The sequence below is a fragment of the Paraburkholderia sp. EG304 genome, from assembly GCF_046543485.1.
Classification (GTDB): domain Bacteria; phylum Pseudomonadota; class Gammaproteobacteria; order Burkholderiales; family Burkholderiaceae; genus Paraburkholderia; species Paraburkholderia youngii.
This window is the reverse complement of record NZ_JBKGUA010000037.1, coordinates 1-24,440: the sequence shown is the minus strand read 5'-3', so window position 1 is coordinate 24,440 and position 24,440 is coordinate 1. Positions and strand designations below refer to the sequence as shown.

The window sequence follows — 24,440 nt, the reverse complement described above, 5'->3', positions numbered from 1 at the left end:
CATCGCCAAAACGCTCTGTGCGCTCAAATTTGATCAAGCCGAAAAAATATCTGAACAAGTTGCTTCCACATGAAAGCCAATCATCCTGCTAAGGGTAACCGCATAGTCGTGCTTAACCGGTGGTCCGACGGTTTCGCTGCCTATCAGCGCTACATTGATCATGCGGCGAACAAGATCGCATACGTCTGCACGCCCAACAGTGTCGCCGCGCTTGACACCTCTCGCATTGCACACGTCGAACAGCTATCTGACATCCTCGATGAAGACGCGCTGCATGCGGCGGTGCGCGCCTGTAGTTCAGCGCTCGGCGGCATCGACAGGCTAGTCGCCTTATCCGAATTCGACCTTTTAGCGGCCGCGCGACTGCGCAATTCGTTCAATATCCCCGGCGACCTTCCCGAGACAGTCGTGCGCTTTCGAAATAAGGCCGTTACGACGAATACTATCGCCGCAGCTGGCCTGCGTGTACCGCGGTTTGCAGCCCTGGAAGATCTGGTCGTTGCCAAGGCGGCGACTACCACTGTGATGCGTTTTCCGATAATCGTGAAACCGCGATCAGGTACGGCGAACATAGGGTCACGGCGCATCGAGACCCGTCCTGAGTTCGATGCACTGTGGCCGACACTACCGCTTGCCGAGTACGATTGCGAGGAGTACATCGACGGTCCGGTTTATCACGTTGACGGCTTCCTTCTGAATAGCACATTGGTTATCGCGCGCGCGTCTCGCTACATCAGCACTTATGTCCAGTTCGCTCAAGGTAAACCACTCGGCTCGGTGATGCTCGACCCAAGTCCTCTAAATGAGGCGCTAACCGCATTCTCCGTAAAGTGTCTGCGCGCCCTGGATTTCAGAAATGGGCCATTCCATCTTGAGATAGTCCGGGGCTGCGATGAATTGTATTTCCTTAAGGTTGGTGCCCGCGTCGGCGAAGGAGAAATCCCATTCCTCTTTCACGATCTGTACGGTGTTGACCTGTTCGCCCTCTGGGCCGCGCAGCAGTCAGGTGACAAGGCGCGGTTAGCCACTCAGGTGCAAGCAGCGCTAGACGCGTCGGCATCGTCCGCCCGCGGTGGATTCCTCATGTTGCCGGAGCCAGTGGGCAAAGTATTCGTCGATGCAAAATTGCTACGAGAGATCCCCGCGCTTTACGAGGCGGTTTTCCCCAAGCCACGTCATTTCTTCGACGGCACCGGCGGCTACGCCACCCTCCTCGCGCGCTTCCGCTACCGCGCTGCATCGGAGCACGAAATAGCCACAGGAATTCACACGACATTAGACAATTTCCAATACACGCTCGCCGAGATTGCCGCGCCCCCCTTCACTGCGGAGCCAGCGGCTCCAATGGTTCATCCCGGAAGGCATTCCCCGCCGCTTCTGCCTTGCTAGACGTAGTTTCGCGCCTCCTCCAGCAGGAGCTCTCGCATCCAGATGCTCGCAGGATCCCCGTTATGCAGGGAAGGCCATTGGATCGCTTCAGTGAAACAGGAAAGTGGCAACGGGACGTCGACGATCCGCAGCGGGGCGACTTCCGCGAAATACTTTGCTAACCTCAGAGGAATCGTAGCGATACGGTTAGTATGAAGCAGGACTCGCGGGATCAAGTCGAAGGTAGGCACGATAACCTCTTCGCGCCTCTTGAGACCTAGATCGAGTAAGAAGAACTCCTCGATCGAAGGTCTCCGTGCACGTCCAAACCTCACTGTTACGTGTCCCATCGACATGTACTTCTCGAGCGGCAGGCGGCGGGACAACTGTTTGTTCGTCGGACAGCCTACACACACGAGCTTCTCCTCGAAGAGCGGTGCTTTAGGATGAGCATCAGCCAACAACAGCTCCGGCAGGATCAAAAAATCGGCGTCCCCACGCCGAAGCAGCTCACCCGGGTCGTCATCAGGGAAAAGCAATTCGAAACCAACCGAAGGAGCCTCGCGCGCTACCCGCTCAATGACATTCTGAAAATAGACCAGCGTCATAAAGTCGGACAGGCACACCCTGAAGCGGCGATTCGACTTCTCCGGTCGAAACACGTCCCGCGAGATGATCGAAAGCTGGATGTGCGATAGGGCTTCCCGAACAGGTCCAGCGAGCTCCGTCGCTCGCGCAGTGGGGACGAACTCACGACCTCTCATTACAAACAGGTCGTCGCCGAAATAATCGCGTAGTCGAGCAACGGCGGCGCTCATGGCAGGCTGGCTCAAATTGACGCTTTGCGCCGCAGCCGTCAAGTTGCGCTGCGTCATCAGCGCATCCAGCGCGACGAGAAGATTCAGATCAAGGCCTTTGAATCGCATGTTCCGGTATCCGCCTTATGGATGAGACATATCGAAACAATCGATTGTACAAATTATTTGCGATAACGCAAAGTTGCGACCATTCAAATGGAATAGGGAACGTCGAAGCCCGTCTATCGTAGTACTGATTGATCCGCAAAATCCCGCATAGTGATCCGCAGTTGGCGATCGAACCTATCGGCAGATCGAACGATACAAGGCATGCGTCCGACGCGATGGAAAGGCTATGAACCACCCAGACTATTTGACAGAAGTGCGCAGCGACAGTGATTGTGCCGATCTTCGCCCTAAGGTTTACCTTACATTTGATGACGGACCTCATCCAGTATGGACGCCGAAAATACTTGACATATTGGCATATGAGCAAGCGGCGGCAACTTTCTGTGTCATCGGCGCATACGCAGCGGAGTATCCAGAACTGATCAAACGGATCGCCGCAGAAGGTCATGAACTCGCTAACCACACCATGACACATCCAGACCTTTCGAAATGTGAGCCGGACCTAGTTCGCCGTGAAATATGGGAGGCGGATGCGCTTATCAAGGAGACGTGTCCTGCGGCAAAAGTGACGTATATCCGGGCGCCATACGGAATCTGGACGAAAGACGCAATCGGGGAAACGGGGAAGGCTGGATTGATCGCGCTTCACTGGTCAGTAGACCCGCGGGATTGGTCTCAACCGGGTGTCAATGTGATTGTTGATGCGGTGATGGCATCAGTCCGGCCAGGCTCGATTGTGCTGTTGCATGATGGAAGCCCCCCCGGAGAGTCAAACTCCGATGTTCACACGACATCCCGCAGACAAACGACCGAGGCTCTCTCGCGTCTAATTCCTGCATTGAAGGCGCGCAAGTTCGTGATTAGTCGACTTCCTGATCGTCGATCCAAAACACTGGCCGAATGAGTACACATCTGTAACCACTAGCCTGCTTGGACTATTGGCTAGCCACTCATTGCAAACGGTTCCCCATAGTCACATCGAGAGATCGTGCACGATTCTGGCGGACAATCAAACGAAGATGTCAGGAAAAACTGACCCGTGAAAAAGGATCCACTGATATAACTTTCCGTGTCCGCCGATGGAGGTGTTGTTGCTCACCTCGATACCATGGAACGCATTGGAGGAGGTTATTAGTCGGTCGAAAGCGACAGATTAATACGATTAGGCGGTACGCGACAGCACCCAGTCAACTCTTCCTGTCTACGGTATCGCAGTTTCACGCAGGGTCTGTCGTCGATGTGATCACGCCAAGCAGGCGTATTGACGGATCCTAGCAGGCCTGTAATCAGATCGTTTTTTGACACCACTTAGCAAACTGACCTCGATGAACATTCCTGCCGCCATCAATACGACCTCCGTTTTATTGTACGCACTTCTTTCTGCCGTTTATAAGACAGCGCAGGTTCTACATACCCTACCCGCCCCAGCTGAGCATAGCAACCAATCTGCCACGAATTTTCTTCCCGACGTCGACGTCATCGTTCCGTGCTTCAACGAAAACCCCGATACTCTGCGCGCGTGTCTCGCCTCTATCGCAACGCAGGAATACTCAGGGGCTTTAAAAATCCACGTGGTCGATGACGGATCCGCCAACCGCGATGCGTTGGAACCCGTTTATCGCGACTACGAGCACGATCCAAGATTCAATTTTGTTCTTCTTCCCCAAAACGTGGGAAAACGCAAGGCCCAGATCGCCGCAATACGGGCTTCATCCGCAGAACTCATACTCAACGTCGATTCCGACACGACCTTGGCGCCGGACGTTATAAGCCAACTCATACTGACAATGAGCGATGCAGAGGTCGGCGCCGCCATGGGTCAATTGACCGCCAGCAATCGCAACGATACGTGGTTGACCCGTCTGATTGATATGGAATACTGGCTCGCGTGTAACGAGGAGCGCGCAGCTCAGGCCCGGTTCGGCGCCGTGATGTGCTGCTGCGGGCCGTGCGCGATATATCGCCGCGCCGCGCTTCTCTTGCTGCTCGACCAGTACGAAACACAGATGTTCCGGGGAAAGCGAAGCGATTTTGGGGAGGATCGTCATCTAACAATTCTCATGCTGGCCGCGGGCTACCGAACAGAGTACGTTCCAAATGCGATCGCTTCGACCGTCGTTCCAGACAGACTCGGGCCGTATCTTCGCCAACAATTGCGCTGGGCGCGAAGCACATATCGCGACACGCTGTTGGCGCTACGCCTTTTACCCCGCCTAGATCGGTATCTTACGCTGGACGTCATTGCGCAGAATGCAGGCTCCCTATTGCTCGCGATCGCAATGCTCTCCGGCTTTTTACAGATCGCATTGACAGAGACGGCCCCATGGAAGGCGTGCTTCGTGATCGCGTCAATGAGTATGCTCCGCTGCTCCGTGGCAGCTATGCGCTCTCGTGAGCTTCGATTTCTTGGGTTCTCCGCGCACACGCTGGTCAACCTACTGTTCCTACTACCTGTTAAGGCGTACGCCTTGTGTACACTCAGCAACAGCAACTGGCTGTCCCGCGGCGTGGCCGCCGGCGGTTGTAGCGCACACGTCGACCCGCCGGGGCACGACACTGAAACGGACACCACTATATCCACAAATGGCGAGGCTCAGCGTGACAAGCACCGTCGACACTGGGATGAGCAGGCATTAACGGAATCTGATGACGTTTTCCGAAACAGATGATCGTGTTCGTCACGAGATCTTCCTGAAGAGAACAACCATTTGGATTTCCATGTCAATGCCAACTGCAGCAATCACGTTTACAGGTGTCAACAAGTCCTACGGCGGGAAGCTCGCTGTCAATGGACTGTCCTTCCACGTAGAGCCGGGCGAGTGTTTCGGCCTTTTGGGGCCTAACGGCGCAGGCAAGAGCACGACCGCGCGAATGGTCCTCGGGATGGCGCTACCTGACGCGGGTACGATCACAGTCCTCGGAGAGCCTGTGCCTGGACGCGCGCGACGGGCACGTGCACGAATTGGCGTCGTTCCGCAATTCGATAATCTTGAACCCGGGTTCACAGTGCGTGAGAACCTAGAGATATTCGGGAGCTACTTTGGCATGAGCGCAGGTGAGATCTCGGTTGTGATTCCCTCTTTGCTCGAATTCGCGCGACTGGAAAGCAAGGCTGATGCGCGCGTTATCGAATTATCAGGCGGCATGAAACGGCGTCTGACACTCGCTCGCGCGCTCATCAACGACCCCCAACTACTTGTAATGGACGAGCCCGCGACGGGCCTTGATCCACATGCGCGCCACCTCATCTGGGAACGCCTGCGCTTGCTACTCGCGCGCGGCAAAACAATTCTTCTCACCACTCATTTCATGGAAGAAGCGGAGCGACTGTGCAACCGTCTCTGTGTGATTGACGAAGGGCGCAGCATTGCCGAAGGTACTCCTAGTGCGCTGATCGAAGAGCAGATTGGGAGCCAAGTGATTGAGATATATGGCGGCAATTCACATGAACTGCGGCCGTTACTCGAGCCCTACACACAGCGAACCGAAGTGAGCGGCGAAGCATTGTTTTGCTATGCCGCTGATCCTGAGCAGGTGCGTTTGCAGTTGCGGGGGCATGCGGGTCTGCGCATTCTCCAACGCCCCGCCAACCTGGAAGACGTGTTTTTGCGGCTAACCGGCCGCGAAATGAAGGATTAGTGATGCGTGATGTATTCATGATAACTCTGCCCGGCAACGCGCTGAACTGGCACACGGTATGGCACCGCAACTACCTTGCATGGAGGAAATCTGCGCTTGTGTCGCTCCTCGGGAACCTTGCGGATCCGATGATGTACCTGTTTGGTCTTGGCCTAGGTGTGGGAATAATGATAGGCCGCGTCGACGGCACGTCATACATCGCCTTCTTGGCCGCTGGAATGGTTGCGACGAGTGCAATGACTTCTGCCACCTTTGAGACGATTTATGCGGCCTTCTCGCGAATGCATACTCAGCGCATGTGGGAAGCGGTGTTATGCACTCAACTCACGATTGGCGACGTCGTTCTAGGTGAACTTTCATGGGCGGCCACAAAAGCCCTTCTTGCCGGCGCTGCGGTGATGGTGGTTGCTGCGGTCCTAGGCTATGCGGCGCTGCCGAGTATCATCTATGTCATGCCCGTCGTCGTTCTCACTGGACTCGCCTTCGCGAGTCTGGCTATGGTGCTCGTCGCCATCGCGCCCAGTTACGACTATTTCATTTTTTACCAAACCCTTGTTCTGACGCCCATGTTGTTCCTGAGCGGCGTCGTCTTCCCGATCGGTCATCTCCCCGGTGCTCTTCGGCAAATTGCGAGATTCCTTCCGCTGACACATTCCGTTGAGCTGATCCGCCCAGCGATGCTGGCACGGCCTGTCGCTAGTATCAGCCTTCACGTGGCTGCGCTTTGCGTCTACGCAGTACTGCCGTTCTTTTTATCGGCGGTTCTACTTCGCCGCCGCCTAATGTCGTGACGATTTTGGCAATCAATCCGAGCCCACGAGCTTCGCAACGGACCATCTGCGCAGCACTCACACCCTCTTTCAACCCGTTAGATGAACGCCATGACATACCCCATGCAGACAACTGAGCCATTTGCGATCGTGGGGATGCCGAGGACCGGCACTCACTACTTGGAAGAATTGCTGAATGCGCATCCGAACGTGTCAAGCAATGGTGAGTTGCTCAATCCGTATGACCCAATCTGGCCCGATCGCGCCCGGCTTTTGCGTAGCGATCGCGAACTGCTCGAGCTAGCCTATCTGCACCATCCGACCATGACCGGGAATCCCCATTTGACACACGTCGGTTGCAAGATCAACCAGCCTCAGTTTAACGAACGTCCCGGGTTTTTCGAGACGCTGGCCGCGTGGCCACGTTTGAAGGTACTGCTCGTGATTCGACGAAACACGTTGGAATCGTTTCGTTCTTTGGTGCAAGCAAGACAAAGCGGTCAGTGGCTAAAATACGGTCCGGACAACGACGACTCACGTCCGCCTCCGCAAGTCATGTTGAAAGTCGAAGACTGTGAGGCTTACTTTAAAGCCGCGGACGATTTCCACCACTTAATTCTGAGCTCGTTTTCACCGTCGAGCGTGCTCACTATCGACTATGAAACTCTTCGGGACGATCCGGCCTCAAGTCTGAAGGCGGTCTCAGCCTTTCTCGGCATCTCGAATCACCCTTGCTCTGAAAACACATCTCTTAGACGTCAGGAAGTTCGATCGCTGCGGCAGACGGTACTTAACTTCGAAGAGTTGAGGCGTCACTTCGAGGGCAGTCGATACGATAGCTTTTTCGAAGCTCAAGGGGGCTGATCGGCCCGCCAAACATCAAGATTTCCCCGATAGCTTTCAATTGTCTAGCTTTTGAAGAGCATTGGCTTTATCGACTCGCAAACTCGGGTTTAGCGGTCCGCAGCCTAGCTAAACTAATTCTTGCGTTCCGAACAGCAGATGAACCCCGATGTGTATGGCCACTGTTCCGGTTCTGTGTTCAGCGAATGGCGTATGAACATATTCTTATAAGGTGACTTCAAATGGCCTCAACTGTGCAATGGAGACTGTGTTGGGAAAATGAGCTAGGGCTCTCGGACCACATAGAATTGTCCGAGTTCTTTCGGGCAACGTATGGACCAACTGGATCTTTTAACGCGAAACCTTTCGAGGGCAGCCGGAGTTGGGCTGGTGCGCGGCCCGAACTCCGTGCGATTGCCTACGATTCGCAAGGGGTGGCGGCTCACATGGGCTCGCTGCGCCGGTTCATCAAGGTTGGCACGGTCGATGTTCTTGTAGCCGAACTGGGACTTTACGGAGTTCGTCCGGATCTCGAAGGACTCGGCATCAGCCATTCGATCCGCGCGATGTATCCGGCACTGCAGGGCCTTCGGGTTCCTTTCGCATTCGGCACGGTGCGCCATGAGTTGAAGAACCATATCGCGAGGTTGTGTCGGCATGGATTGGGAATGGTCGTCTCGGGCGTGCGGGTGCGGTCAACTCTGGCCGACGTTCGTCTAGATTTGCCCCCGACACGCACTGAAGACGTCCTTGCGGTAATCATGCCGATTGGTAGCTCGATGAGCCAGTGGCCGGAGGGGAGTGCAATCGAGCGCAATGGTCCGGAGCTATGAAGGCTGGCGCTTCACCACAGAAGGCGGTGGAGCCGACGCCCCCATGCAATTGTCCTTATAGTAAACCGCTATCGAGGTATGTGAACTTGACACATGTAGCGAACTTCGACTTGCTGCTTCGGGAATTGAACTCCAACGATCCGTGGCGGCTGGACAGTAACCCGTTCGAATTCGAGCGCCACAGGCAAATGCTTCGATTGTCACTTGCCGAGGGCATCGTCACAGATGCACTTGAAGTCGGATGTGCGGGCGGGGCGTTCACGGAAAAGCTGGCGCCTCACTGTCGACGGCTCACCGTCATCGATGTAGTTCCAGAAGCGATCGCGCGAACACGCGCACGGCTAATGGAACCGGCCAATATCACTTGGATCGTATCAGACATCCAGCGCTTTTCGGCTCCGGAAAAGTTCGATCTGATCGTTGTCTCGGAGGTTCTTTATTACCTCGGAAGCATCGCCGAGGTACGGGCCACTGTGCAGAGCTTGGCGCGCATGCTTGCGCCCAACGGGCAGTTGGTATTCGGATCGGCTGTTGACGCCAATTGCCGGCGGTGGGGCCACATCGCCGGGGCGGAAACGGTGCTCGAAATGCTACGGGAAGAGCTGACCGAGGTCGAGCGCGTGCAGTGCATCGGGCGGTCGTCCAATGAGGATTGCATGCTCGCGCGCTTCCGGAGCCCGATGGATTTTCCAAATCAACCGAATTGCCTCCGTTAGAGCGGGAGATACTATGCGCATCTGCGGCATCAAACTGACACACGATGGAGCCATCGCTGTTGTGGAGGATGGAAAGCTCCTTTTTTGCATCGAACAGGAGAAGCGGGACAATAACCCGCGATATCAGGAAATCGGGAATCTTGACGTAGTTGCAACAGTGCTGAGCGAACACGGGCTGCTTGTCGATGACATCGATCAGTTTGTAATTGATGGCTGGGACGGCGAGATAGAGTCGGAATTTCGCACTCTCAGCGGCCGTACGCCTGTGATCTTGAAAGGTGCTCCCTATATCGAACGCAGAGCCGACGATCTCCTCCATCCGCTCGAACGCACCGGCCTGTTAATCGGCGAACAATCGTATGCGTATCAGAGCTACCCTCATGTTTCGGGCCATGTCGCGTCCGCGTACTGCACCAGTCCGTTCGCGATAAGCGGGGAGCCTGCATACTGCCTAGTCTGGGATGGCGGCATGGTCCCAAGACTGTACTATGTGCGACCGGACGAAGCACGCCTCGTCAATTGCCTGTTCCCAGTTATCGGCCAAATGTACGCGGCGGCTGGACATCATTTCGGGCCCTACAAGAAGGCGAGCGGCGCTGACTGGGACCTGGGCGTGGCAGGCAAGCTTATGGCATACATCGCGCTCGGGTCGGTCGACGAAGGCATCATTGCAGTCTTTCGGGATCTTTATGAGCAACGCTTTGCCGGCGACACCGAACTTGCGCAAGAATACCGCGAGAATGTCCGCATACCAGAAAAATCTCTCGCAGCTACACGCGACTTTTTCCAAGAATGCGTTCCACAATTGGAGGCCAAGCCTGAAGAAGACATACTTGCATCCTTTCACGTATTCCTCGAGCGTCTTCTGGTTCAAGGAATGGAAGCAGCGCTCTCACGCCATCCGATTTTCGAGCCGCGGAACTTGTGCATCTCTGGCGGATGCGGTCTCAACATCAAATGGAACAGCGCACTACGTGAGAGTCGTCTTTTTGACGCAATCTGGATTCCGCCTTTTCCGAACGATAGTGGGTCTGCGATTGGCGCCGCTTGCTGCTCGATGGCAGCGAACAAAGGCTTCCTGCCGTTGGAATGGTCGATCTATAGCGGGCCAGCAGTGAAAACTGGTGACGTGCCGCCCGGATGGACAACGTCCCCTTGCTCCATTGCACAACTCGCCGGCGTACTCGCTGAAAATAAACCCGTCGTCTTCCTAGCCGGCAGGGCAGAGTTGGGACCCCGAGCGTTGGGTGCCCGAAGCATTCTCGCTGCTGCGACGTCCCCTGCGATGAAGGACTTCCTCAACGCGGTGAAGCATCGGGAGCATTTTCGTCCGGTAGCACCAATATGTCTTGAAGATCGGGCGGTTGCCGTCTTTTGTCCCGGTACTCCAGACCCCTACATGCTGTTCGATCATCAGACCCGCGAGGAATGGCGGGAAAGGATCCCCGCCGTAGTGCATCTCGACGGATCGGCTCGGTTGCAAACCATTGCAAGAACTTCCGCGCATCCCGTGGCGCAACTCCTGATTGAATACGAAAGACTCACTGGCGTTCCTTTGCTATGTAACACCAGTGCCAACTATCATGGACGTGGCTTCTTTCCGGACGCTGCTTCAGCCTGCGAGTGGGGAGGTGTCGAACATGTATGGTGCGACGGTCTTTTATTGAGCAAGGCATGTAGCACTGGCCTGTCATCGTCAATGGACGAACCAGGTTCTGGTGGCCAGTTTGAGCGGGCCGTAGGCGCACCGCTCGGGGCGTGACTTGAATGAGTGCGCCAGGGACTTTCTTTCACGGACGAACTGCACAGACAGCGGCAGCATCCCTCAATGTCAAGATTTTTTATATTGCCATACCGATGCCCCACCACACTGCTCCGACCCTGCGATGCAGAGCGGACGCCTTTGCTTCCAACAGCGGTTTCACCCCCTATCGTAGACAAATATGAAGAAGACCTCCGTTTCAGATCTTCATGTGCACGGCTTCCGGATTCAGCCGGAGTCGAGAGGACGATTGCTCCGGCAAACGCCCGCCATCCTGTGGTTCACGGGGCTGTCGGCAGCTGGAAAGTCGGCGATTGCCGACAAGGTCGAGGCACTACTGCATGCGTCCGGCCAACTCACCTACATTCTCGATGGAGACTCTATCAGGCTCGGTCTATGCAAGGATCTCGGCTTTGCGGATGCGGATCGCCACGAGAACGTGCGGCGCGTGGCCGAAATTGCAAAATTGATGGCTGACGCGGGGCTCGTTGTGCTGGTGTGCCTCATTTCGCCGTTCCGTCGCGATCGGGAACTCGCCAGATCTACCGCGGGTAGGCACCGTTTCGCCGAAATCCACGTTCACGCTAGTTTGGCCGTAGCCGAAGCTCGCGATCCCAAGGGACTGTATCGGCTTGCGAGAACTGGCGCCATACAGCATTTCACCGGCATCGACTCGCCGTATGAACAGCCGACGGTCCCGGACGTATTCATCGACACATGTTCGAAGTCCATCGATGAAGGCGCGGACCTTGTGGTGAAGTGGCTCAATAGCCGCTAGTTGGAGCGAGACGAGTGTGGGCACGCCGCAAAACTGGACTCGATAAACCGATGTCCATGGCGGACGAGCGGCTCGATCGACGCCAATTGTCGGAGCGGGCGAAACGTCGACACTCGCATGTTGCATACCCGCCTTCCAGCGAACCCGGTGCCAGGGAGGTGAGTTTCTTCAACCACCCATCTGATTGCACTGCGCTCACGCGGACCAAGGTAGACAGATGATTGATTACGGCAATCTCAATTGCTATCGCGGACGATCGCGGTCTCGGTTGCGCGACTCAGCGTTGCTTCCGGCAGCAAATCGGCCTCTCGGCCGTGCCGCATCGATCACTGTCTTGCTTTCACTAGTCTATTCACTTTCCGGCTGCACAGTCGGCCCCGAATATCGCACTCCCGCGCCGCCCGCGACCGACAGCTATACACCGAAGGCCCTACCCGAACACACGGTTTCGTCGCCCGGTGCGACGGGTCTTGCGCAGCAGTTCAAGGCTGGCGGCGAGCTGCCTGCACAATGGTGGACCCTTTACCGTTGCGAGCCCCTCGACGCGCTGATACGCGACGCCCTCTCAAATAGCCCGAATATCGCTGCAGCCAGCGCGGCGCTGCGCCAGGCGAGCGAAAATCTGCGTGCGCAAACAGGGATCGATCTATATCCCGCCATCGATGTGAAGCTCAATGCTACTCGCGAAAAGCTCAATGGCACGACGCTAGGCCAGCCCAGCCTGAACAGAATACTAAGTCTGTACAACGCATCAGTGAACGTTTCCTACAACCTGGATCTCTTCGGGGCTGCACGCCACGAACTCGAGGCGCTGGGCGCGCAGGTCGACTTCCAGAATTTGCAGCTACAGGGCACATACCTGGCGCTGTCAGCGAACATCGTCACCGCTGCGGTCAGGGAAGCTTCCCTCCGCGAGCAGATTGACGCGACCGAGCGTATCGCCGCGGATGAGGAGACTCAGCTCGGTGTATTGCGTAAGCAACTTGAGTTCGGCGGGGTGGGTCGCGTGGCTGTGCTCTCGCAGGAAACGTTGCTCGCACAAACGCGCGCTACCCTGCCGCCACTGCGGCAGTCTCTCGATCGGGCGCGACATCAGCTTGCCGTGCTCGCGGGTAAACCGCCTAGCGATAACAGCGTTCCCGAGTTCAGGCTGTCGATGTTCACCCTACCGCAGACCTTACCCGTCGCCCTCCCTTCGTCGCTCGTCCGTCAACGTCCGGACATCCTGGCTGCGGAAGCCCTGCTGCGTCAGGCGAGCGCCCAGGTCGGCGTCGCAACCGCGAACATGTATCCGCAGCTTACGCTGTCCGCAAACTACGGCCCGCAATCATTCACGCCAGCGGGCATGCTGAAGTACGCGGACATGATCTGGAACATCGGCGCGGGGCTCACGCAGCCGATCTTTAACGGAGGCCAACTGAGCGCTAAAAAGCGCGCGGCGGAAGCCGCCTTCGATGAGGCCAACGGGCAATACAGGCAAACGATACTGCTTGCATTCGAAGATGTCGCGGATACGCTCCGCGCACTCGATCACGATGCAGCCGCACTCGCCGCGCAAACCGAAGCGTGGCGTGCAGCCAGCAGCTCGCTCGAGCTGACGCGTGGCCAGTTTCGTGCCGGCGGTGTCAGTTATCTAGCTCTGCTCGATGCGCAGCGTCAATACCAGCAGACCATCGTCAATCTCACCCAGGCGCGCGCTGCACGCTACGCAGACACGGCCGCATTGTTCGAAGCACTGGGTGGCGGCTGGTGGAGCGACGCGGCCAGGTTCCAGACAGGACAGGCGGACTCCGATATCAACCCGCAGTGAACCCTCTTTCTGCTTGCCGCGCCCCGCATGGTTTCCAATGCTGCGCGTCCAAAGGGATCTGTTCCATATCAGTTTGCCGTGCAAGGACACGACGATGACGACAAATAAACCAACAGCAAAACGGATGATCACCATGCTGATCTGCATGGGCGTTCTGCTTGGCGCGCTGATCGGTTTCAACCTGTACAAGGCGCATATGATCCGGAAACTCATGGCACACAATGCGGTGCCGGCTGCTACCGTCACGTCCGCCGTCGTGAGCTATCAGATATGGCAGCCACAGCTTGCCGCTGTGGGCAGCCTGCGTGCCGTGCGCGGTGTCGACGTGACGACTGAAGTGGCTGGACTCGTTCGCGAGATCGCATTCAAGTCTGGCGAGGAAGTCAAGGCTGGACAGGTGCTCGTGCGTCTGAACGACCGCTCGGACCGCGCGCAGCTCGCCTCGCTAAGAGCTGCCGCCGAGCTCTCGCAAACCGTCTATAACCGCGACACGGCACAGTACGACATTCAGGCGATTGCCAGGGCGCAAGTGGATGCTGATGCCGCCGACCTGAGAAGCAAACGAGCACAAGTCGAACAGCAGGCCGCACTAGTCGAGAAAAAAACGATTCGCGCGCCTTTCGCGGGACGCGTGGGCATCACGACAGTCAATCCAGGCCAGTACGTCAATCCGGGAGACGCCATCGTTACGTTGCAAGCTATTGACCCCATCTACGTCGACTTTCACCTGCCCCAGCAGGAACTCGGTCAACTGCAGGTGGGACAGAGCGTCGCCGTAGCTACAAGTGCATTCGTGAGCCGCGGCTTCGTGGGCAAGATCCACGCTATCAACCCGCGCCTCGACAGCACGACGCGCAACGTGGAGGTCGAAGCGGCCCTCGACAACCGCGAGCGCAAACTGTTGCCGGGGATGTACGCTAGCGTAAAAGTCGATGTTGGTCACGAGCAGCGCTACCTGACACTGCCGCAAACGGCAATCACTTTCAATCCCTACGGGGCAACAGTTTTCGTCATCAAACCGGGCGAGCATAAGGACGCACGCGGCAAAACGATGCCCGTTGCGCAACAAATCTTCGTAACGCCAGGACCCACGCGCGGCGATCAGGTTGCGATCCTGAAGGGCTTAGACGAAGGCGCACTAGTGGTGACGAGCGGCCAACTCAAGCTGAAGAACGGCACACCGCTCGTAATCGACAATCGCGTGTTGCCGGCAGATAGTCCTGCTCCGACGCCCCAAGAACAATAAGAGTTCCTCAGATGGATTTCACCGACATCTTTATCAAACGGCCGGTCCTCGCGTCCGTGGTAAGCCTGTTCATCCTCGTGCTGGGCTTACGTTCCCTGTCGACACTTAAGGTTAGCGAATATCCCCAGACCGGCACTGGCGTCGTTACCATCACCACCTCGTACTATGGCGCTAGCGCCGAGACGATGGCCGGCTTCGTTACTCAGCCGCTCGAAGCCGCGATCGCACAGGTGCAAGGCATCGATTACATGTCGTCGAAGAGTAGCACGAGTGTCTCAAGTATCACCGCGACTCTCCGCCTGAACTACGATCCGAACCGCGCGCTAACAGAGATCAACACCCAAATCGCGTCTATGCGGAACCAGTTGCCACCCCAAGCGCAACAGCCAGTGTTGACGATTCAGGTCGGCCAGACTACTGACACGATGTATATGGGCTTCTACAGCGATGTCCTGCCAAGCAACAACGTCACGGACTATCTGCTGCGCGTTGTCAAGCCGAAGCTCGATTCAATTCAGGGCGTGCAAACCGCAGAGGTTCTCGGCGGCCGTCAGTTCGCGTTGCGCGCGTGGCTTGATTCCACCAGGCTCGCAGCGCACAACGTCACGGCTTCTGACGTCTACACCGCACTCGGCAACAACAACTATCTGGCGACGCTCGGAGCAACCAAAGGCCAGATGACCAGCGTCAGTCTAAACGCTGGTACCGATCTGCATTCCGTCGAAGACTTCAGGAAGCTGGTTATCAAGCAGAAGGACGGCGCGATCGTGCGCCTAGAGGATGTCGCCAATGTTGTATTGGGTGCGGACAACTACGACTCCAATGTCGCTTTTAGTGGAAAACGCTCGGTGTTCATTGGGATCAAGGTAGCGCCCGACGCGAACCTGCTCGAAGTAGCGAAACGCGTCAAAGCTGTGTTCCCTGATCTGCAGAAGCAGCTCCCCACGGGGGTGTCGAGCGACATCGTCTATGATGCCACGGACTTTATCGAGACTGCCATCGACGAAGTGGTGAAGACGCTCGTCGAGGCACTACTGATCGTAACGCTAGTGATTTACCTGTTCTTCGGCAGCTTCCGCGCGGTGATAGTGCCCTTGTTCGCGATGCCGCTGTCTCTGATCGGCACATTCTTCATGATGCAGTTGCTCGGCTACTCCATTAATCTACTGACGCTGCTCGCGCTGGTGCTCGCGGTCGGACTCGTGGTCGATGACGCGATCATCGTGGTTGAGAATTTCGACCGACACCTGACGACCCGGGGCAAGCGTCCCTTCGATGCCGCGCTCATCGCCGCGCGCGAACTCAGTGGCCCGATACTCGCAATGACTGTTGTGTTGATTGCCGTCTATCTCCCCATTGGCTTCCAGGGCGGACTGACGGGCGCACTGTTCACGGAGTTCGCATTTACACTGGCAAGCGCGGTCACTATGTCGGGCGTGGTCGCGCTAAGCCTATCGCCAATGATGTGCTCGCGACTCTTTCATCACGAGCAGCAACCCGGACGCTTCAACCGTTTCGTCCATCAGCAGTTTGAGAAAGTGCATCGGGGTTACATGCGGCTCCTGCGCTCGATACTGGACACATGGACCGTATTCGTCGTGATGGGTGCAATACTGTTATGCGGGACCATCTATTTATTTGCGACGTCACAGTCCGAACTCGCCCCCCAGGAGGACCAAGGCATCGTACTGTCGCTGATCCAGGGACCACCCAATGCGACGATTCAACAGATGCAGATGTATGCCGACCAGGTTTTCCAGATATCTAAGCAATTGCCCGAGTATGCGCAGATGTTTCAGTTGACAGGCGCGCCGACATTGAATCAGGGCTTCGGCGGCGTGCTCTTCACGACATGGGACAGGCGAAAGAGAGGTGCCTCCGAGTTGCAACAGGAGCTTCAACACAAGTGGAATGGCATCGCCGGCGCGCGAGTTGCTGCTTTCCAGCTTCCACCCCTGCCCGGTGCGCAAGGCTTCCCGGTGCAGTTCGTGATCAACACGACTGAGCCTTTCGATAACCTTAACGAAGTAACCCAAGCGGTTTTGCAACAGGCGCGCGAAAGCGGCATGTTCCTCTTTGTCGACTGCGACCTAAAGATCGACAAGCCCGAGACCGTTCTGATGGTTGACCGCGACAAGGTCGCCTCGCTCGGCCTTACGCAAAGCGACATGGGACAGGCGCTCGGAGCTGCGCTCGGTGGTAACTACGCGAATTATTTCTCGGTCGCCGGCCGTTCTTACAAGGTGATTCCACAACTTCAGCAGGTCGACCGAATGAACCCATCGCAGCTATTAGACTACAACCTGCGCACTTCCGACGGCAGTATGATCCCTGCTTCGACTGTCTCGCATCTGAAGTCGACGGTTGTGCCCGAATCCATCAGCCATTTTCAGCAAATGAATTCGGCAACGATCTCGGCCGTAGTCGCACCCGGCGTTTCGCAGGGCGAAGTACTCGAGTTCCTGCGCAACGCCACAACCCGCGTCGCTCCCTCAGGATACAACATGGACTATTCCGGACTTTCGCGCCAATTCATGCAGGAGTCGGGCGGCTTCCTAATCACTCTGATGTTGGCAGCGGTCATTGTGTTCCTTGCACTCGCGGCGCAGTTTGAAAGCTTCCGCGATCCCATCGTCATTCTGGTATCAGTGCCGTTGGCGTTGTTCGGTGCGCTGATCTTCATTAACATCGGCGTTTCCACGCTCAACATCTACACGCAAGTCGGACTGGTCACACTCATGGGGCTTATCAGCAAGCATGGCATTCTCATCGTGCAGTTCGCGAATGAGTTACAGCGTTCAGGCCGCAGCAAGCGCGAAGCTCTTGAAGAAGCGGCAGGCGCGCGCCTGCGCCCGATCGTCATGACTACAGCCGCCATGGTGCTTGGTGTTCTGCCGTTAGTGATTGCGTCCGGCGCTGGCGCGGCAGGGCGCAACGCGATCGGGCTGGTAATATTCACGGGACTGTCGATCGGCACTCTGTTCACACTGTTCGTTGTCCCGTCGATGTACATGTTGTTAGGTGCAGAACATCACGAGAAGACAACAGCAATGACGTGACCGCCATCAACTGTGCAATTTTTCGTGCACTCCTCGCGCCGCGGCGTGGCTGGAGCAAGCGACTTGCGATGACTGCAAGGACTGCCTTCACGCGGGTCTTTGTGTCTCGCCATTGATCAGCCCCACGTATCTGAGGACACGAAGACTCCCCTAAGATCAGGGATAGCCTAGGCTAGCGGTAAGCCTAGACATTATGTGAAACCGTTGAATTTATGAGTGAACCGGAGCACCGTTGGTGAGGCGTTAACCCGAACCAGGTGTCCGGTCGGACCGAGCAATTGCAGGAAGGCGGAGTGGCGGCGATGAAAGCTGACGATACGTCGCACCGTCATCAGAGCACGCCGCAGCGGACTAGGACGACCGGTGTCGGAACCTTAAAGGAAGGTTTGGAATGGCGTGCACAAAGACGTGTTTGCGCGCCCGCCTTGGTGCGGGGGGCGACGATTGAAGCGGTCTGCGAAGTTCTCGGCGCGGTCCGCTATGACGTAGCAGTGAAAACGGGCTCGCTTGTCCGATTGGCAAAGCGGTCGTAGCGCCACACCGTCCGATGACTCAGAATGTCTCGAAGAAATGCTGGTCCATGTAACGCATTTTCTTCCGACTTCAGGTGTCTGGGCGCTACGGCATTCCGGGCGAGAACAGATCGCCCCGTAGCCCAACCACAAGCGCGTGTATCGGCTTATCTGAGGGCATCATCTGCTGCTGCGCCGTCTCGGGGCGCTGCGATACACGTGCCAGCACGACGATCGTGTTGTTGCCATGGACAACAGCAATACCATTCGTGCTCCGATGGCTTCAAGTTCCGGTGCGACGATGGCTCTTCCCTGTGTGTAACCTTCGAGCTGCCTGCCGCGACCGGAGGCGATTAGCTGGACTGCGACAACTCGAAGCCATACCGGCAGCGTGGCGCACGACGTGATGCTGATTGCCGTCGAGCAGCGCAGCTCATCGAACGAATGACGTACAACGCTCTACCTACATCGACCATGGCACGCGTATCTTCGGGCGCGAACTGCCTTCCCCCCGCATCCGCTGACCACGCACGTACACTGGCCCACAGCAATTGTATGGCTCACTCGTCCGTGAAGACGATGTGCGTTTCCCCGGGGTTATAGGGCAACGCCACGCCACCAACCCGCAATCGAGTCCAGTCGGAAAGTTATATGCCCACGGGTTCTCGTCCTCAAGTTAGCCGATATCGAGCACGAGGTAACCTTTTCCAGTCGACATCCTGACGCTCGCCTCGTTGCGACATTGCCTTCACGTCTTCGCAAGCGATGTTTAGGCAACTCGGCGGCGACAAAAAATAGACGACCGGTTCTGACCTCACGATATCTTCTCACAAGTATCAATTTTATTTGTTTGATCCTGAGGTAGACGATTTGCTATCGTGGCATACGCGGATACTAAAAATAAATAGCGGTTTGCCCTGACAGACAACGGAGTTATTGGCAACGAAATAAGCAATCTTTCCCTCTCTCTTATCTAAATCGTAGCGTTACTCTCAGCGATCGTCTTTTCGACGGGTAGAGGTACTCCAAAGCGAGATAATTCATGAAAAACTGCGCCGCATCTTCACAAATTGCATCACCGACTATTGACCTATTGTATGACTACGCTCCTTTCCTCGACATTTGCAAATCGGAAGGAGCAATTGGCTCGTTTTCACCCAGTGTACAGACGCCGCGGGTTGCAATCGTGGGGGCTGGCATTAGCGGGCTTCTGGCCGCGGCGGAATTGATGCGAGCAGGTGTCACCGATGTCACCGTGTTTGAAGCCCGCGATCGCATCGGAGGTAGAGTATGGTCACAACCTTTTGATCCACGGTACCCGCATCTCATTGCTGAAATGGGTGCAATGAGATTTCCTCCGACTGCGACCGGTCTTTTTCATTATCTTGACAGGTACGGCATTTCGACGACAGCCTCTTTCCCGGATCCAGGAATGGTCGATACCGAATTGCACTATCGCGGTACTCGCCATATCTGGCGCGCGGGAGAACCGCCGCCCCCATTATTCAGAGTCGTCTACGAAGGCTGGAGAGCCTTTTTGCAGGAAGGATGCGTGATCAACGGTACGTCTCTAGTTGCTCCCGCAAAAATCACCGCAATGTTGAGGTCAGGCCGGTTTGAGAAAGCCCGAGCGGAATGGCAAGCGTGGCTCGACGTGTTTCGTGACAGTTCTTTTTATGCAGCCATCGTGGCCATCTTCACTGGATCTCGCCCGCCCGGAGACATCCGCTGGGAACGGCCTGACGACTTTGAACTATTCGGTTCTTTGGGCATAGGCTCTGGAGGCTTCCTTCCTGTTTATCAGGCGGCATTCACCGAAATACTACGGCTCGTCATCAATGGCTACATGGACGATCAACGCTTGGTCTCTTGCGGAATTTCTACACTAGCTGAGTGCCTCGCAGCAGAGAAGATCGGAGAATGCACCGTTGCTGACCGGGTTCGCTTCAATGGCGTGGGCCGTATCTACAAAGAAGACGGAAAGATAAGGCTGATGACTGACGCGGGCGAAATCATGACCTTTGACCGAGTTATCGTTACCAGCAACACAAGGACAATGCAGATGGTTCACGGCCTGACCGACGACGAGACGTTTCTCAGTCGAGACGTCTCACGAGCCGTTAGAGAAACGCATCTCACTGGGTCATCAAAACTATTCATGCTTACACATGGTAAATTTTGGATCGGTAACGATTTGCCAGTCACAATTCAATCTGACAGTTTTGCGCGCGGGGTATATTGCCTTGACTACGAGCCCGATAGGCCAGACGGTCCAGGTGTAGTTTTGCTTAGCTACACGTGGGAGGACGACGCGCATAAGCTACTAAGCGTCCCCGACAAAAAGCAGCGCTGCGAGCGTTTTGTCGACGCCCTTGCTACATTCAACCCTGAACTTGCGCGCCACCTGACTCCCGTGGATGACGACTACGAGCATGCCATCCTTCACCATGACTGGTTGACTGATCCCCATTCTTCCGGTGCGTTTAAACTCAACTATCCCGGTGAAGATGTGTACTCACAGCGGCTTTTTTTTCAATTTCAGACGGCAAACGACCTTGCAACGGATACCGGCCTATATTTGGCTGGATGTGGTTGTTCATTCACCGGTGGTTGGATCGAGGGGGCGGTCCAGACGGCTATCAATAGCGCCTGCGCCGTTATACGCAGTACGGGCGGAGACCTTCTACGGGGCAATCCTCTCGACGAAATACGCAGTGCCTATCACTACTGATATCGCATGCTCTGACGACACCCTATTTTGGGACACTTTATGTATTCGGAAGACTCTCTGGAATCGCTTTGTGATGGTATACGCGATGGTGAAATCTCTGCGGATGACATGCGGAAGCACGCAATTAGCGCCAATGCCAGTCAGTCGAAGCTCAATTGTTTCATTGGTGGTCGCGACCTCGATGCGCATTTCGCAAGGCCGAATGATGTGCTGAAAGGCGCACCACTCTACGGCATCCCCTTCTCATTGAAAGACAATATTTGTGCTAACGGGTTTCCAGTAACTGCCGGTACGCCAGGGATGGAAGGATGCATAGCGACACGCGATGCCATTATCGTCCGAAAACTGAAATCCTTGGGCGCTGTCGTCGCCGGTAAGAACAATATGCATGAACTTAGTTTTGGCATCACATCGGTCAATCCGAGGTGGGGAACGGTGGGCAACCCGAAGGCTCCTGGATATCTGGCGGGCGGAAGCAGTGGCGGTTGCGCGGCCGCGGTGGCTGCCGGGATCGTTCCGATGGCGATCGGAACTGACACTGGCGGCTCAGTGCGGATACCGGCCGCCTTCTGTGGCATTATCGGCTTCAGGCCTACAAGCGGTCACTGGTCTTCAGCCGGAATCATTCCAGTTTCTCGCACTAAAGATTCACCTGGGCTTTTGACGCGCACGGCGAAGGACGCGTTGATGATATATGAGCTGCTTTCCACCGGTACCCGCCCGCCGGAAAAACAGATTAGTACTCGTTACCGCATAGGACTTCCGGCGTCCATGTGGAGTGACCTCAATGAAGATGTCCGAAAGCATTGTTGGCGTGCGATCACGCGTCTGATCCGCGCGGGGTTCGAGTGCGTTGATCTGGACGACTCGGCTGTTGCCGACTTAAATAGGATTGGAACCTTCACCATTCCCGTTTACGAATTCTTCATGGACTTTCCACGCACATTGCTTTCCTTCGGTTGGGCCAACAGGATAAATACGATATTCGATAACATCCGTGATGAAGCTGTCCGCAACATCGTCCACAGTAACCTTAGTGCGCAACTGATCTCCGCGGCGGATTATTCTTTTGCGATTCAGAATGTGGGCCTTTTGCGTCAACAAATGAAAAACCTGTTCACCACCCAAGGTATCGATTTTCTCGCATACCCGACGGTTCCACGCAGCGTTCCCCACTGTAGCGATGCCGGGCGGCCCGAACTTTTCTCGGAGGTGATACGTAATACCGACTTGGCCAGCAATGCCGCGATGCCCTCGGTTACGCTTCCTGTTGCTCCGGATCGTGCATTGCCCGTTGGTTTGAGCCTTGACGCACCACGAGGTCAGGACCGCCGCCTCTTGACTATGGCAACGTCTGTAGAAGACGTTCTGAATTCGTCGTAACACGACTGCCATCTTCACTGCGAAAGGTTTCATGCGCAGGCAGCAGCAAACGATTCGCACACCGTTTCGGAGGCGGTAGCCAATGCAGATTTCATTGCAAAGAATAAACACTCTCTTTGACGCCGGTAGTTTTGTCGACCATCACCCTGTCGAGAGAAGTCATTTCATCTGCGGCGAAGGGTCTATAAATTCCGTAAGAACGTTTCTGGTCATGAATCGGGGACGAGACTGTGAATTCAGAGGAAGCGGACAGTGGCGCACCGCCACGCAGATTACAAAGACCGTGACGATAGCCCGGGACAGTTGCGCCCCATTGATTTACGTTCAGGACTGTCCCGGAGGGACAGATAGTTTCGATACCACAAAAGTTCTTTCATCGGACATGTCGAAACTGCTTTTATCACCAACTGGAATGGGCAGAGTCAGTGCATCCCTCGCGGAGTTGGCCGAGAAGAATTTGCTAATTTCCGCCATACTCGGCCCGACCTCAGGCCCCTTGGCCTTACCACTGATGCTGGCTGACTTGGTGTTGATGACCAAAAAGGGCGCCTTGTGCATGGGTCGCCCCGATATGGTGAAGGCCATGCTGGCCCAGGATTCAGATCTCTATTCGCTAGGTGGAACAGACGTTCACAGCAAGCACTCAGGTTCAGTTCAATTGGTATTCGAAGATGAAGAAGACTTATTCGGATGTGTAAGGCAGTTGCTTCACGTCAGCGCCAACCGCGGAGCGAACCGTGGTCTGGGATATGAAGAACCCGAAGCAGCTGATTTCAAGAGCTTGATTCCATCGGATCATCGTACGCCCTATGACATGCATCAGTTGCTGCATTCTTTCGTCGACAAGGACAGTTTCACCGAAATTAGCCCCGAATACGCAAAGGAAGTGTTGACAGGCTACGCGACCATTAAAGGAAGCGCGGTCGCTATCATTGCCAACAATCCCCGCTATAAGGGCGGTGCCATTCACAGGCAATCCGCTACCAAAATAGTCAAAATGGTTGGTGTGGCTGAGAAAGTCCGGATACCGATCATGTTTATTGCTGACATCCCTGGATTTATGATAGGCCGAGAGGCCGAAAATAGTGGGATTTTTTCTGCAGCGGCAGATTTGTTCAGGGCACACGTTCGAAGCAAAGTACCTAAGTTGCTGCTCATTGCAAGAAAAGCGTACACGGGAGGCGTGTATGCTATGTGCGGCCCTGGCTTTAACCCAGTAGCAGTCTTGGCTTATCCGCAGGCTCACATTGGTGTTTTCGCTCCCGATACGATGACAAAAGTCATGCCAGAACTTGATGAAACGACAAGAGACATAATGCAGAAGCTGACCGACGAGATCGTAAATCCCGAACTGTTGAAGGCCAGTGGACTGATTACCGACGTCATTGAAATAGAAGATACCCGGGAGCAGGTTTCGAGATACTTGTTCGCGGAAGCAGGCAGATCTTGAGTCGGATGTTCTGATCGCGGGACAATGCGCGACTTGCCAGACTATCGTGTCCAAGTCGTAGCACTGCCGCGATCAAACTTCTTTGGACTGTTGCCGCGCCACGGTCATCCGGCACTGCGTCATGATAACCGGCGATTCGATGTACGCATGTCACGTTCATCGCGCTAGGCGGGGTCCACGCACTATCAACAAGATTGCGCTGCGTGTCAGGCTCAGCAGGACGATGCCCAGGACAGATGCGTTTGGCACGCCGACCTGTAACCTGCATAGTGCGACTGCTTTTCTGCCAAGGATTGCAGTTCAGTTGCCAATGCAAAAACGCGGCCGCTTTTGAACTGCTCCGATCGGATTGTGTGGTGTCTACACGCGCACCGACTTCACTGTGGCGCCTTTGCGCACGTCGAGCGTGCCTCCCGGATTAGCTCTATTTGAAGAAATGACGTGCACAAAGCCTGCCGCTGAACTAGGGGAGATGTAACATATACACGTAAGCGGCTCATGACGGCCATTCTCGACGGCTGAGCGAACCGGTTGGTAGTTTAGTTCCCGCTAAATAATTTGGTGGGAACTAAAGTGGACGAGACATTGAATCGGATCGCGAAGGTCAAGCGACC

General features: G+C 55.7%; 17 protein-coding genes. 16 read left to right on the top strand and 1 reads right to left on the bottom strand.

The window, feature by feature from the left end; all coding sequences use genetic code 11:
• Positions 1-69: 69 nt before the first annotated feature.
• Positions 70-1,389, top strand: a complete 1,320-nt coding sequence (locus tag ACLFKU_RS31255; protein ID WP_410851684.1) for an acetyl-CoA carboxylase biotin carboxylase subunit family protein — start codon at positions 70-72, stop codon at positions 1,387-1,389.
• Here ACLFKU_RS31255 and ACLFKU_RS31250 read toward each other — a convergent pair.
• Entirely contained in the window at positions 1,386-2,294 is a 909-nt protein-coding gene (locus tag ACLFKU_RS31250; RefSeq protein WP_018434998.1) for a LysR family transcriptional regulator, read from the bottom strand. The two genes, ACLFKU_RS31255 and ACLFKU_RS31250, sit on opposite strands and share 4 nt — an antisense overlap.
• Before the next feature lie 226 nt (positions 2,295-2,520).
• On the opposite strand from ACLFKU_RS31250, the gene nodB reads away from it, so the two are divergent.
• The 15 genes from nodB to ACLFKU_RS31175 all read left to right on the top strand — a co-directional run bounded on the left by nodB (position 2,521) and on the right by ACLFKU_RS31175 (position 23,826).
• A complete protein-coding gene (gene nodB, locus ACLFKU_RS31245) occupies positions 2,521-3,198 on the top strand; it encodes a chitooligosaccharide deacetylase NodB (RefSeq protein WP_410851683.1) in 678 nt (225 codons plus the stop codon).
• Between the two features lie 421 nt (positions 3,199-3,619).
• Positions 3,620-4,963 (top strand): chitooligosaccharide synthase NodC, encoded by a 1,344-nt coding sequence (gene nodC / locus ACLFKU_RS31240; protein WP_410851682.1) that lies wholly within the window; start codon positions 3,620-3,622, stop codon positions 4,961-4,963.
• 55 nt (positions 4,964-5,018) lie between these two features.
• On the top strand, positions 5,019-5,933 hold the full coding sequence (gene nodI / locus ACLFKU_RS31235) for a nodulation factor ABC transporter ATP-binding protein NodI (protein ID WP_375792177.1): 915 nt from the start codon (positions 5,019-5,021) through the stop codon (positions 5,931-5,933).
• A gap of 2 nt (positions 5,934-5,935) precedes the next feature.
• Positions 5,936-6,724: an ABC transporter permease gene (locus tag ACLFKU_RS31230; RefSeq protein WP_368587017.1), complete on the top strand. Its 789-nt coding sequence runs from the start codon at positions 5,936-5,938 to the stop codon at positions 6,722-6,724.
• Positions 6,725-6,826: 102 nt separating this feature from the next.
• Complete coding sequence (locus ACLFKU_RS31225) at positions 6,827-7,567, top strand: sulfotransferase (RefSeq protein WP_410851681.1); 741 nt, start codon at positions 6,827-6,829, stop codon at positions 7,565-7,567.
• Between the two features lie 221 nt (positions 7,568-7,788).
• Entirely contained in the window at positions 7,789-8,379 is a 591-nt protein-coding gene (locus ACLFKU_RS31220) for a NodA family N-acyltransferase (RefSeq protein WP_410851680.1), read from the top strand.
• A gap of 110 nt (positions 8,380-8,489) precedes the next feature.
• Positions 8,490-9,095, top strand: coding sequence for a nodulation methyltransferase NodS (nodS, locus tag ACLFKU_RS31215; protein WP_410851679.1), 606 nt, complete (start codon positions 8,490-8,492; stop codon positions 9,093-9,095).
• Between the two features lie 13 nt (positions 9,096-9,108).
• Entirely contained in the window at positions 9,109-10,857 is a 1,749-nt protein-coding gene (nodU, locus tag ACLFKU_RS31210) for a nodulation protein NodU (protein WP_410851678.1), read from the top strand.
• 181 nt (positions 10,858-11,038) lie between these two features.
• Complete coding sequence (gene cysC / locus ACLFKU_RS31205) at positions 11,039-11,635, top strand: adenylyl-sulfate kinase (protein WP_035491029.1); 597 nt, start codon at positions 11,039-11,041, stop codon at positions 11,633-11,635.
• Positions 11,636-11,852: 217 nt separating this feature from the next.
• Entirely contained in the window at positions 11,853-13,445 is a 1,593-nt protein-coding gene (locus ACLFKU_RS31200) for an efflux transporter outer membrane subunit (RefSeq protein ID WP_410851677.1), read from the top strand.
• Positions 13,446-13,539: 94 nt separating this feature from the next.
• A complete protein-coding gene (locus ACLFKU_RS31195) occupies positions 13,540-14,691 on the top strand; it encodes an efflux RND transporter periplasmic adaptor subunit (RefSeq protein ID WP_410851676.1) in 1,152 nt (383 codons plus the stop codon).
• An 11-nt stretch (positions 14,692-14,702) separates the two neighbouring features.
• Entirely contained in the window at positions 14,703-17,750 is a 3,048-nt protein-coding gene (locus ACLFKU_RS31190) for an efflux RND transporter permease subunit (protein WP_410851675.1), read from the top strand.
• A gap of 1,554 nt (positions 17,751-19,304) precedes the next feature.
• A complete protein-coding gene (locus ACLFKU_RS31185) occupies positions 19,305-20,993 on the top strand; it encodes an FAD-dependent oxidoreductase (RefSeq protein ID WP_410851674.1) in 1,689 nt (562 codons plus the stop codon).
• Between the two features lie 39 nt (positions 20,994-21,032).
• Positions 21,033-22,376: an amidase family protein gene (locus ACLFKU_RS31180; RefSeq protein WP_410851673.1), complete on the top strand. Its 1,344-nt coding sequence runs from the start codon at positions 21,033-21,035 to the stop codon at positions 22,374-22,376.
• Between the two features lie 82 nt (positions 22,377-22,458).
• Positions 22,459-23,826, top strand: a complete 1,368-nt coding sequence (locus tag ACLFKU_RS31175) for a carboxyl transferase domain-containing protein (RefSeq protein WP_410851672.1) — start codon at positions 22,459-22,461, stop codon at positions 23,824-23,826.
• The last annotated feature ends 614 nt before the right edge of the window (positions 23,827-24,440 follow it).

Excerpts from the sequence above, each read along its gene's own strand:
- ACLFKU_RS31255 (WP_410851684.1), top strand. The coding sequence starts at position 70 with ATGAAAGCCAATCATCCTGCTAAGGGTAACCGCATAGTCGTGCTTAAC.
- ACLFKU_RS31250 (WP_018434998.1), bottom strand. The coding sequence starts at position 2,294 with ATGCGATTCAAAGGCCTTGATCTGAATCTTCTCGTCGCGCTGGATGCG.
- nodB (WP_410851683.1), top strand. The coding sequence starts at position 2,521 with ATGAACCACCCAGACTATTTGACAGAAGTGCGCAGCGACAGTGATTGT.
- nodC (WP_410851682.1), top strand. The coding sequence starts at position 3,620 with ATGAACATTCCTGCCGCCATCAATACGACCTCCGTTTTATTGTACGCA.
- nodI (WP_375792177.1), top strand. The coding sequence starts at position 5,019 with ATGCCAACTGCAGCAATCACGTTTACAGGTGTCAACAAGTCCTACGGC.
- ACLFKU_RS31230 (WP_368587017.1), top strand. The coding sequence starts at position 5,936 with ATGCGTGATGTATTCATGATAACTCTGCCCGGCAACGCGCTGAACTGG.
- ACLFKU_RS31225 (WP_410851681.1), top strand. The coding sequence starts at position 6,827 with ATGCAGACAACTGAGCCATTTGCGATCGTGGGGATGCCGAGGACCGGC.
- ACLFKU_RS31220 (WP_410851680.1), top strand. The coding sequence starts at position 7,789 with ATGGCCTCAACTGTGCAATGGAGACTGTGTTGGGAAAATGAGCTAGGG.
- nodU (WP_410851678.1), top strand. The coding sequence starts at position 9,109 with ATGCGCATCTGCGGCATCAAACTGACACACGATGGAGCCATCGCTGTT.
- cysC (WP_035491029.1), top strand. The coding sequence starts at position 11,039 with ATGAAGAAGACCTCCGTTTCAGATCTTCATGTGCACGGCTTCCGGATT.
- ACLFKU_RS31200 (WP_410851677.1), top strand. The coding sequence starts at position 11,853 with ATGATTGATTACGGCAATCTCAATTGCTATCGCGGACGATCGCGGTCT.
- ACLFKU_RS31195 (WP_410851676.1), top strand. The coding sequence starts at position 13,540 with ATGACGACAAATAAACCAACAGCAAAACGGATGATCACCATGCTGATC.
- ACLFKU_RS31190 (WP_410851675.1), top strand. The coding sequence starts at position 14,703 with ATGGATTTCACCGACATCTTTATCAAACGGCCGGTCCTCGCGTCCGTG.
- ACLFKU_RS31185 (WP_410851674.1), top strand. The coding sequence starts at position 19,305 with ATGAAAAACTGCGCCGCATCTTCACAAATTGCATCACCGACTATTGAC.
- ACLFKU_RS31180 (WP_410851673.1), top strand. The coding sequence starts at position 21,033 with ATGTATTCGGAAGACTCTCTGGAATCGCTTTGTGATGGTATACGCGAT.
- ACLFKU_RS31175 (WP_410851672.1), top strand. The coding sequence starts at position 22,459 with ATGCAGATTTCATTGCAAAGAATAAACACTCTCTTTGACGCCGGTAGT.